General features: G+C 40.9%; 1 protein-coding gene. It reads left to right on the plus strand.

What is annotated here, in order from left to right:
• The coding region (locus NCR34_RS27985) for a hypothetical protein (RefSeq protein WP_250501449.1) at positions 1 to 230 on the plus strand (230 nt) is incomplete at both ends.

The raw sequence follows: 230 nt of genomic DNA on the forward strand, positions 1-230 counted from the left end.
ATTTGATTTAGTACCATTGGAAGCAGGGGCATTAGAAATGCTTAATGGTAATGTACCTATATACGGGGCAATTACAGAAGGGTTTGACCTTATCCCAATTACAGCAACAGTTACACCTTCATCTATCCCGCAAATTGATACTCAATTACCATACATATTTGTAGGTAGTCAAAGTGGGGATAGTGCTTTTGGTACTCCGTATGTAGCAGGGGGTATAACATCTCCCGGAG

Origin of the sequence: Caballeronia sp. GAWG1-5s-s (genome assembly GCF_023631445.1) — a bacterium.
GTDB lineage: Bacteria > Pseudomonadota > Gammaproteobacteria > Burkholderiales > Burkholderiaceae > Caballeronia.